The 8,608-nt window shown below is 62.6% G+C and carries 9 protein-coding genes and 2 pseudogenes; 6 read left to right on the forward strand and 5 right to left on the reverse strand.

Annotation, left to right across the window (positions count from 1 at the left end; genetic code table 11):
• Positions 1–116: 116 nt before the first annotated feature.
• From OC159_RS20285 to OC159_RS19295, 5 genes and pseudogenes are all read right to left on the reverse strand, one after another.
• Positions 117–515, reverse strand: a pseudogene (locus OC159_RS20285) (IS3 family transposase); the annotation flags it as partial.
• Positions 492–1,190: pseudogene (locus OC159_RS19280) on the reverse strand (IS3 family transposase); the annotation flags it as partial. The pseudogenes OC159_RS20285 and OC159_RS19280, both read right to left, overlap by 24 nt.
• A gap of 258 nt (positions 1,191–1,448) precedes the next feature.
• Complete coding sequence (locus OC159_RS19285; protein WP_265502869.1) at positions 1,449–2,120, reverse strand: phosphoribosyltransferase; 672 nt, start codon at positions 2,118–2,120, stop codon at positions 1,449–1,451.
• Between the two features lie 59 nt (positions 2,121–2,179).
• Positions 2,180–2,350 (reverse strand): hypothetical protein, encoded by a 171-nt coding sequence (locus OC159_RS19290; RefSeq protein WP_265502870.1) that lies wholly within the window; start codon positions 2,348–2,350, stop codon positions 2,180–2,182.
• A 166-nt stretch (positions 2,351–2,516) separates the two neighbouring features.
• A complete protein-coding gene (locus OC159_RS19295; protein ID WP_265502871.1) occupies positions 2,517–3,320 on the reverse strand; it encodes a BON domain-containing protein in 804 nt (267 codons plus the stop codon).
• A gap of 675 nt (positions 3,321–3,995) precedes the next feature.
• Between OC159_RS19295 and OC159_RS19300 the strand changes: the two genes are divergently transcribed.
• From OC159_RS19300 to OC159_RS19325, 6 genes are all read left to right on the forward strand, one after another.
• Positions 3,996–5,048 carry a DUF3182 family protein gene (locus OC159_RS19300; protein WP_265502872.1) on the forward strand — a complete coding sequence of 351 codons (1,053 nt, stop codon included), beginning with the start codon at positions 3,996–3,998 and terminating at the stop codon, positions 5,046–5,048.
• Positions 5,045–5,785: an alpha/beta hydrolase family protein gene (locus OC159_RS19305; RefSeq protein ID WP_265502873.1), complete on the forward strand. Its 741-nt coding sequence runs from the start codon at positions 5,045–5,047 to the stop codon at positions 5,783–5,785. Before OC159_RS19300 ends, OC159_RS19305 begins: the two co-directional genes overlap by 4 nt.
• A gap of 279 nt (positions 5,786–6,064) precedes the next feature.
• Positions 6,065–6,331 (forward strand): hypothetical protein, encoded by a 267-nt coding sequence (locus OC159_RS19310; protein WP_265502874.1) that lies wholly within the window; start codon positions 6,065–6,067, stop codon positions 6,329–6,331.
• Complete coding sequence (locus OC159_RS19315; protein WP_265502875.1) at positions 6,328–6,513, forward strand: hypothetical protein; 186 nt, start codon at positions 6,328–6,330, stop codon at positions 6,511–6,513. The genes OC159_RS19310 and OC159_RS19315 overlap by 4 nt, the downstream gene beginning before the upstream one ends.
• 363 nt (positions 6,514–6,876) lie before the next feature.
• Entirely contained in the window at positions 6,877–7,521 is a 645-nt protein-coding gene (locus tag OC159_RS19320; RefSeq protein ID WP_265502876.1) for a redoxin domain-containing protein, read from the forward strand.
• Positions 7,522–7,549: 28 nt separating this feature from the next.
• The coding region (locus tag OC159_RS19325; protein ID WP_265502877.1) for a PQQ-dependent sugar dehydrogenase at positions 7,550–8,608 on the forward strand (1,059 nt) is incomplete at its 3' end.

Here is an 8,608-nt window from a genome sequence, read left to right on the forward strand (position 1 = left end):
GGGAAAACGCTTTCTCAGCCTCTCGAGCCGATGTCTCTTGACCCCGCGGCCTGACTGGAGCCAACCTCACATGCCCGGAGCCCGCTGCTCAACAATTTCCACCACATTCGCGACACGACCTGGGTAAAATCGCTGACCCAAAGTTGTGCAGCAAGACATTGTAGAGCCGTCGATCCACCAGAGTCAGCTTCGCCGCACCCTTTACCCATGCTCGGAGCGGGCACGTGGAACTGCCTATTCACCTTGTCCGATCGGTATGGAACCTTCTTGTCGAGCGCCGTTGTTCTGTGCGGCTTGCCGCGGATAATGCCTCGAAGCCCCATGCCCTTCACCAGCTTGGCGACTGTGCATCGGGCGACAGCGAAGCCGTCCCGAACCAGCTGGCGCCAGACCTTCCGCACACCAAAAAAACGCCAGTTCTCCTCGAAGACGCGCTCGATCTCGGAACGCAGGACCGCATCACGCCTGGCGCGGTCGGGTAACCGCCGGATCGGCCCGCGGCGCAACGCGATCGCCATCTTCAGCGCCCTGATCGCCAGATCCTGCTTCATGCGGTTGCTGATGGCCCATCCGACAACACGTCTTGAAAACAGGTCGATGATGACCGCCAGATAAACCCAGCCCTCACGCCTCCAGACGAAGGTGATGTCGCCGGCCCACTTCTGGTTCGGCCCGCTCGCCGAAAAGTCCTGGCTCGCAGGAGGTTCGGCGCGATGTTGAAGGCGTGATCGCTGTCCGTGGTGCGCCTGAACGCCGCTCGCTGCGGACGACCCGGATGCCGTTCTGGCGCATCAGGCGACCAATGCGACGCTGTCCGACATGCAGGCCCAGCTCGTTCAGTTCCTCGGTCATGCGCGGCCTGCCATAGCTGCCCAGGCTTAGGCGGTGCTGGTCGCGGATATGGGCCAGGATCACCATGTCGCGCCGCTGTCGCTGCGATGGCGGCCGATGCCGCCAGGCCCGCAGCCTACGATCCGTGACACCCATCAAGCGGCACAGCCGACTGCGCGAGAGGCTGCCGCAATAGCTGGCGATGAACCGAAACCTCATGACTTTTGAGCCGCGAAGAATTGAGCCGCCCTTCTTAGCACCTCCCTCTCCTCCCGCAGTATCCGGTTCTCTTTGCGCAGCCGCTCATCGATACCTTGAACCCATGACTGTGCAGGATCTTCTGGTAGGGTCGTGTCGCGAATGTGGTGGAAATTGCCGAGCAGCGGGCTCCGGGCATGTGAGATTGGCTCCAGTCAGGCCGCGAGGTCAAGAGGCTGTGCCTTTTGCGTGCAGTGCGACTTGGCCGACAGCCAAGGGAACTGACGCGCTTAATGCGCGATAGCTCAACCACAGATTTTTCTGCTCAGCCGTTTCAATGATAATGTTCGGGATGCAAACGAGCCGGCTGGAGTTGGCCCAAGAAGCCGGACCTCTAGGACACGAAGCCGTCGGTGAGCTTAGACAGTCTTGTCCGCTTCCCTGCTGCGAAGGGCCGTGATCACCTCTTGATCCGAGACCTGTTCGAAGTCCAGATAGTGCTGCCCGACAGACTGGAAGGGAGACGGCATCAACAGGCACAGGATGCGGTCGACGGCTGGACGCAGCTTGTCCAGGGCGTCCTCGGCCGCGACGGGAACGGCAAGAATCACAGACGATGGTTTGTGCCGAGAAAGAGCTGCGATCGCCACGCGCGCAGTGGCACCGGTTGCGATGCCGTCATCGACCACGATGACGGCCTTGCCTGCAACCGGGATAGGGGTGCGTCCGCCCAGATAAAGCTGGCGACGACGCTCGATCTCTTCGAGAAGCCTCTGCACTTCGGTCTCGACGTATCCTGCGGGTGCGGCAAGGGCAGGGGGAAGTCCTTCATTCATGACGACCTGCGGATCGGCGCCGTCGACCACGGCGCCGATTGCATATTCGGGATGGTTCGGTGCTCCGATCTTTCGGACGAGCAACAACTCCAGCGGGGCAGAAAGAGCATTGGCAACCTCGAGGCCGACAGGAACGCCGCCCCTGGGCAGAGCCATCACCACACAGTCCTGATCTGCATATTCACTCAACTGCCGTGCCAGTGCGCGGCCAGCTTCAGTGCGATCAGGAAATCGCTCCAGAAAGTCGCTCGTCATAGCGTCCTCACCTCATGCAGGCATGACCGTTCGGAACAAGATGCGGTGCCACCGCTCGCTCAGCGACGTGACGACCCCGATCCTGCACCGCCATCATCTTCTTTCCGGGCTTCGCGCTCGTCTGACGCCTTCAGGTCAGGTTGCGGATCAAAGTCGCCATCCGCATTGGTCGTATCCACGCGCTTCTCGATGATCTTCTTTTGCTGCTCATGCGTCTTGTTGCCAGCCATGGCCTTGCTCCTTCTGCTGTGTGCGCGGCGATGGCAGAGGCGCTTCCTCGTGGAAACGCTTCGGCCGCCGCGGATGATGTCGGCCCCGCAGTGCAAACGATGCATTTGCAGGGCCATTTCAGGTATCTTCTCTCCTTCAGGTGCTTACCCGAAACCGGCCGATCACTCAGCGGTTCAGAAGACCGGTATCGGTGGCCCCGGATGCCGTGTCGGTGGAACTGGTTCCCGACTGCCGATCCCTGACCCGGAGGTTGTTCTGGACATGCTTCACGCCCGACGCGCTTTCGGAAATATCTTCAGCGTGCCGCTTTGCGAAGCGTTCGGTGACAGTCCCATCCAAGGTGACTTCGCCGCCACTGACGGAGACTTCGATGTCTGAGGCGTCGAGATGGGGATCGTCCATCAGCCGATCGCTGACATCCTCGCGAATGCGCTCGTCGGAGCGTGCGTAATTCTTGGGTCCGCGCCCACGATGGCCGGCATCCCGTTCGCGACGGCGTGCCGCGTCGTCGTTGCCGAACCACGAGGCGACTTCATCACCGGCACGATCCACGAAGTCACGTCGTCCGGTGCGGCCCTCACCACGATCGCCGGAGTTCCGATCAACGTAGCCATAGTCACGTTCGGGGCCGTAGGGATAGTCGAGCATGCCCATTCCGCGTCCCATTCCCATTCCGGCTCCCATCCCGATGCCACCGGCACCGTAGTCGCCGGGCCCGTACCCGGTTTCCTCCCTGCGCGAGAAGCCGCGCCTGCCTTGTCCTCCATATCCGCCCGAACCGCCGGCTTGGCCGCCCCGGTCGGCCTGTTCGTAGAAGTCCCTGCCGGAGTAGCGGTCATCGTCCAGCCGGCGCCGTTGTTCGCCCCCTTCATCGTCCAGCCACGAGCGTCTCTCGCTTCCGGCCCTCTCCGTCCAATCGCGTTCTCCGCGGGCCTCGCCAGAGTATCCGCGGTCGCGGTCGCGCTCCATTCCGACGCTGCCGCGGCCAAAGCGGTCCCGATCATTACGACCCATAGCCATTTGCCATCCTCCTGTTCAACCCGATGCCATTCGGCGTCGCGCAGGCTCAGGAACAGGTCCAGCCCGGCAATGTTCCCAACAGCTGGTCTGCACATGGGTTCATCAACGGCATCGAATCGAAGAACGTCGCCGCCATCTTTGGATTGCTGTCCATTTCTCGCGTCCGCAGGGCAGACCAGCTTCGTCCAGAGGACATCTTTGACCAGAAGCCTGCGACGGTCTACGCGTCAGCCCCGTCAACAAGCCGCACCTGAGTTGCCACCACCATGGCCGGCATGGAGCAGGTCACAGTCGAGGCACCATGCGTGACGCAGATTTGCGGGCACGGCATCGGGAGGCTTTGCCGCGCCGCGAAAGCTTCCTTTGCTGCAAGGGGGGGGGGGGTCATCTTCTCGGCCGCGTCCTGAGACATCAGCCAAAACCGGGGGTAGCTACGCCCTGCCCGCAAACCAGGCGCCCGCTGCCTGTGAAATCACTGACGGCAACGATCTGAAACTCGGCATCGGCATCACGCAGCGCCTGGTGATGCGGTGGTTGCGCCGGGAACGACGCAGGGCATCGTGCGTTCCGCTGCAGATCATAACTCGGTAGGAAACAGCAAGAGGATCAGCACACGTGCAGGTGATGCTTCATCAGGACGACGCTCTGGCATGGCACGAGAAGGCGACGCTGCAAGCAATCGCCGAACGGTTCGCGACACTCGACCTGCACGGCAAGGCCGAGCACGCAGACAAAGCCTACATCATTCCAACCGGCACGCTTCATGATCTGGATGAGGCGCGGCAGCTCGGTATCGTATCCGAGCGGGACTTCTTCGGCGGCATCGTGCCGCAGCCATTCGCCGGGACGAAGGCGATCACCCACGGGCTTGTCGGGCCAGATGCCTTGGCTACTGCGGGCTGGCTTCCTGCATTTCCGGACGCTGTGAAGGATGTGGTGCTTGCGGGCTTCACAGCATTTTCGCGCCGGGACGCGATGCTTGCCGGCGAACGCTTGCTGCAGTCGGGTCCTGTCAGGCTCAAGCCTGTCCTGGCGCGTGGCGGAACCGGGCAGGTCATCGTCACCGACCGCCAAGAACTGGAGGCCGGCCTGGATGCGCTGGCAGAGCCCGAGATCAGCGAATGCGGCCTGGTTCTCGAGGAAAATCTCAATGACGTCTCCACCTACAGTGTCGGCCAGCTTCGGGTTGCGGATATGACCGTGACGTATTGCGGCACCCAGAATGTCACGACCGACAATCGCGGGCGCACGGTCTATGGCGGCTCTGACCTGATCGTGGCGCGGGGTGATTACGAGACGCTGATGTCGGTACGTTTGCCCCAATCGGCGATGAAGGCGACCGAATTGGCGCGTACCTATGACGAAGCCGCCGATCGGCATATTCCGGGCTTCCTCGCGTCTCGCCGGAATTATGATGTGGCGCAGGGCCGGCGGACGGATGGCCTCGAACGGTTCGGGGTGCTTGAACAGTCCTGGCGTATCGGGGGCGCCAGCACCGCCGAGGTCCTGGCGCTGGAAGCCTTTCACGCCGATGCCGAGCTTGCAGTCGTGCGTGTGGCGTCGATCGAGACATACGGGGCAGGATGCCGGCCGCCGGATGGCGCTGAAGTCTTTTTTCAGGGTGACGATCCCGCGACGGGGCCGATGCTCAAGTTTGCCGCGGTCCGATCCCTATGAAGGCCCTACACCAGAACATCGAACTGCAGGTGGACGAGGATCGTCTTGCCGCGACGCTTGCAACCCCCGCGACCCAAGTGCCGGGCGTACTGTTCGTCCACGGCTGGGGCGGCAGTCAGGAACGCGACCTTGAGCGGGCGCGCCAGATTGCTGCCTTGGGCTGTGTCTGTTTGACGTTCGACCTGCGGGGTCATGCTGCCAATTCGTCCCGCAACGAGACGGTCACTCGTGAAGAAAATCTTGCCGATGTCGTTGCGGCGTATGACCTTCTGGTCAGCCAGCAGGGTGTCGATCCACAGTCCATTGCAGTTGTCGGCAGCAGCTATGGCGGATACCTGTCGGCGATCCTGACGTCCATGAGGCCGGTTCGCTGGCTCGGGCTGCGGGTGCCGGCGCTCTACAAGGATAACGAATGGACGGTGCCAAAGCGCCGACTCGACCGCGCCGCACTGGCGGAATACCGGAGCCGCCCCGTTTCAGCCCACAGCAATAGGGCCCTGCAGGCCTGCGCCGCCTTCAAGGGCGATGTCCTGGTCGTGGCGTCCGAACACGACCATCTGGTGCCGCACCAGACAATGCTCAGCTATCGGGCGGCCTGCGGGAATGCGCATTCCATGACCTTCCGCATCATTGACGGCGCCGATCACGCCCTGTCGGACGAGGCAGACCGCCGGGCGTACACGACGATCCTGGTGAACTGGATCACGGAGATGGTGCTGGGCGCCCGCAGCAACTGACCAGACGCGGAAGGACGACGTCCTTGATCCTTGGCGCTTCTGAAGCGGGATGACGCTATGCCTGATTCGCCCTCGCCTCACGGTTCGGCAACCGGTAAGCGTGGGCCGTGATGAATCGTTCGCCCGGCGGAACCGGGCGACAGGGACCGCTTCAAGGTTCGACCCACTTCGCTAGATCAACAGCCGGCTGATAAGCCGCGCTCTGCGTTTACTTGATCCGCAAGGAAACCGCAGGGCTGCACAAGGCGTTCAGTGATGGCGTCCCGGGGGGGGGTTCCCATGACAAGCAGCGATGAATTTGCCGAGGCAGTGGGTGCTCCGCCCGTAGAAATGGAGCGGGTTCTGGAGAGCCTGCCGTTGCGGATCGGTGTCTATGTGCCCGATGATCTGATGGAGGATTGGTTCGCACCGGGCGAGGGGATGAACCCTCCTTCAGACGATGCCCTTACCGCTGCCGCCGGCTTCGGGCGGCGGTTCGATTGCGAATTCAAGCATGATGCGGACAGGATGGAGGGATTTTTCTGGAAATGGGTGCCGGGAATATGAGCAATCAGCCGCTGGAACAGAAGGCCGTCGCTGCCGTGATAGAGGAACTGCAGCGTCAAGCGGCAGAAAGACCTGACGGACTGCGGGTGTCTCCCAACGAGACAGGCATCCATGTCGAAGGCGCCATCGACGTGGACGCGTTGGTGATGGTTGTCGTGGGCGCCATGGCGGGCGGTCCCTAGCCGGCAAGGCGCTAGTCCAGACCCTGCCAATCTGCGTGACAGCCATTTGGCAATGACATGTGGAAAAATGAGCTGGCGAAGAAGGCAAATTCCTCATGCGCAGCTTTGCAAATAGCCGCAAGTCGCTCTGGCGAGCCCAAGTTTTCATCGTGGATTTCGGGACCGGGCCTCGGTAGAGCGCGCATCACGATAGGGTCAGGCCCAGTACGGAAATGTCTGCACCCTGGCTCCTTCCGATGACCATCTGCTTCAGCACCTACCGTCGCGGCAGATTGTTTGCGTACAACAGCGCCCGATGAATTTGGAACATCCTTCCCCTCTGCCGGTTCAGCCCATCCCTGAAACCGGCAGAGGCGACGCAGGATGAGACAGGACATCACACCCGGGGCGACGTTCCCCGATTACACGCTGCCCGACCATACGGGGAACCCCCGGCGCCTCTCGGACCTGCAGGGCGACCAGCTCATGATCGTGGTGCTGACGCGGGGGTTCTTTTGCCCCAAGGATCGCCAGCACATGCTGGAGCTGGTCCGCTTTCATCCACAGTTCGTCGTCGGATACACGCAGGTCGTGACGATCACGACGGATGACTGGCACACGACGAACAACTATCGCCAGCAGACCGCCGCGCCCTGGCCGTTCCTTTATGACGAGGAACGGATCGTCCAGAAGGACCTGGACATCAAGGAATACACCGACACCGTGCATGACGTGATGATCCCGCACACGCTGGTCCTGGGTCGCGGGCTGAGCGTGGCGCGGGTCTTCAACGGCTATTACTACTGGGGCCGCCCCTCGATGGCTGAGCTTCATGCAGACCTGCGAGACCTTGCGCGTCGGACCTATCGCGACTGGGACATCACCGATCCCGAACTGCGGCGCAAATGGGACGCGGGCGACAAGTCCGACTTCTACCCTTATGGCCCCGACTCGATTTCGATGCAGCAGCTGATGCTGCAGATGGCAGGGGCCATCGATCAATACGCCGGGCGCGCCGACAACGACTGACACGCCCTGATTAGCCGAGGAGCCAGGAATGACCTTTGCCCGCAGCAGATATACGATCCTGTCAGCGCTCTGCACCAGCACGGCGCTTGCCGCCCCCCTTCACGCTCAGCCGCAGGGAGAGGTTGGCCAGTATTCGGACGTCACGATCGAGGGTTCGGTGCTGGAGCCCGAACCCGTCACCATCGAGGATGATGCCGAACTGGCCTCGCGCATCTCGGTCCCGGACGGGTTCGCCGTCACCGTGGTCGGGCGCGAGATGGGCAACGCCCGGATGCTGGCCGTTCACGACAGCGGACAGGTCTACGCCACCCGGCGCACCGAGGGCGACGTCATCCGGTTGGTCGACGAGGACGTTGACGGCAGCTTCGAAAGCCATGCAACCGTCGCCTCTCGCCCCGGAATGCATGGCATCGCGTTCGATGGTGACACTGTCTTCCTGGTGACCGTGAACGACGTCTACACCGCGCCGGTCAACGAAGACGGCAGCTTTGGCGACCTGACCCGCATCATCGACGACCTGCCCGAGGGCGGTCAGCACCCCAACCGCACGCTGGCGATCGGGCCTGACGGCAAGCTCTATATCAGCGTCGGATCAACCTGCAACGCCTGCGGCGAGACCAACCCGGAAAACGCGACGCTGCTGCGCGCCGAGCCAGACGGCAGCAGCCGCGCAATCTTTGCCAGCGGCCTGCGCAACACTATCGGCTTCGGCTGGCAGCCAGAGACCGGCGATCTCTATGGCGCGGACCACGGCATTGACTGGCTGGGCGACGAGGAGCAGGTCGAGGAGCTGAACCTGATCGCCCAGGGCAGCAAGTACGGCTGGCCCTATGTCTATGGCATGTCCGAACACAACCCTCAGGACAATCCGCCCGAGGGCATCACGCTCGAGGATTGGGCGGCCCAAAGCGAGGAGCCGGCGCTCGGCTACACGCCGCATGCCGCGCCGATGCAGATGGCGTTCTACACGGGATCGGCCTTTCCCGAGGAATATCGCGGCGACGCCTTCATCGCCATGCGCGGGTCGTGGAACCGCCGTCCGCCAAGCGGCTACGAAATCACGCGCGCGGACTTCCGGGATGGCCAG

The sequence above is a fragment of the Paracoccus beibuensis genome, from assembly GCF_026162625.1.
Taxonomy (GTDB): domain Bacteria; phylum Pseudomonadota; class Alphaproteobacteria; order Rhodobacterales; family Rhodobacteraceae; genus Paracoccus; species Paracoccus beibuensis.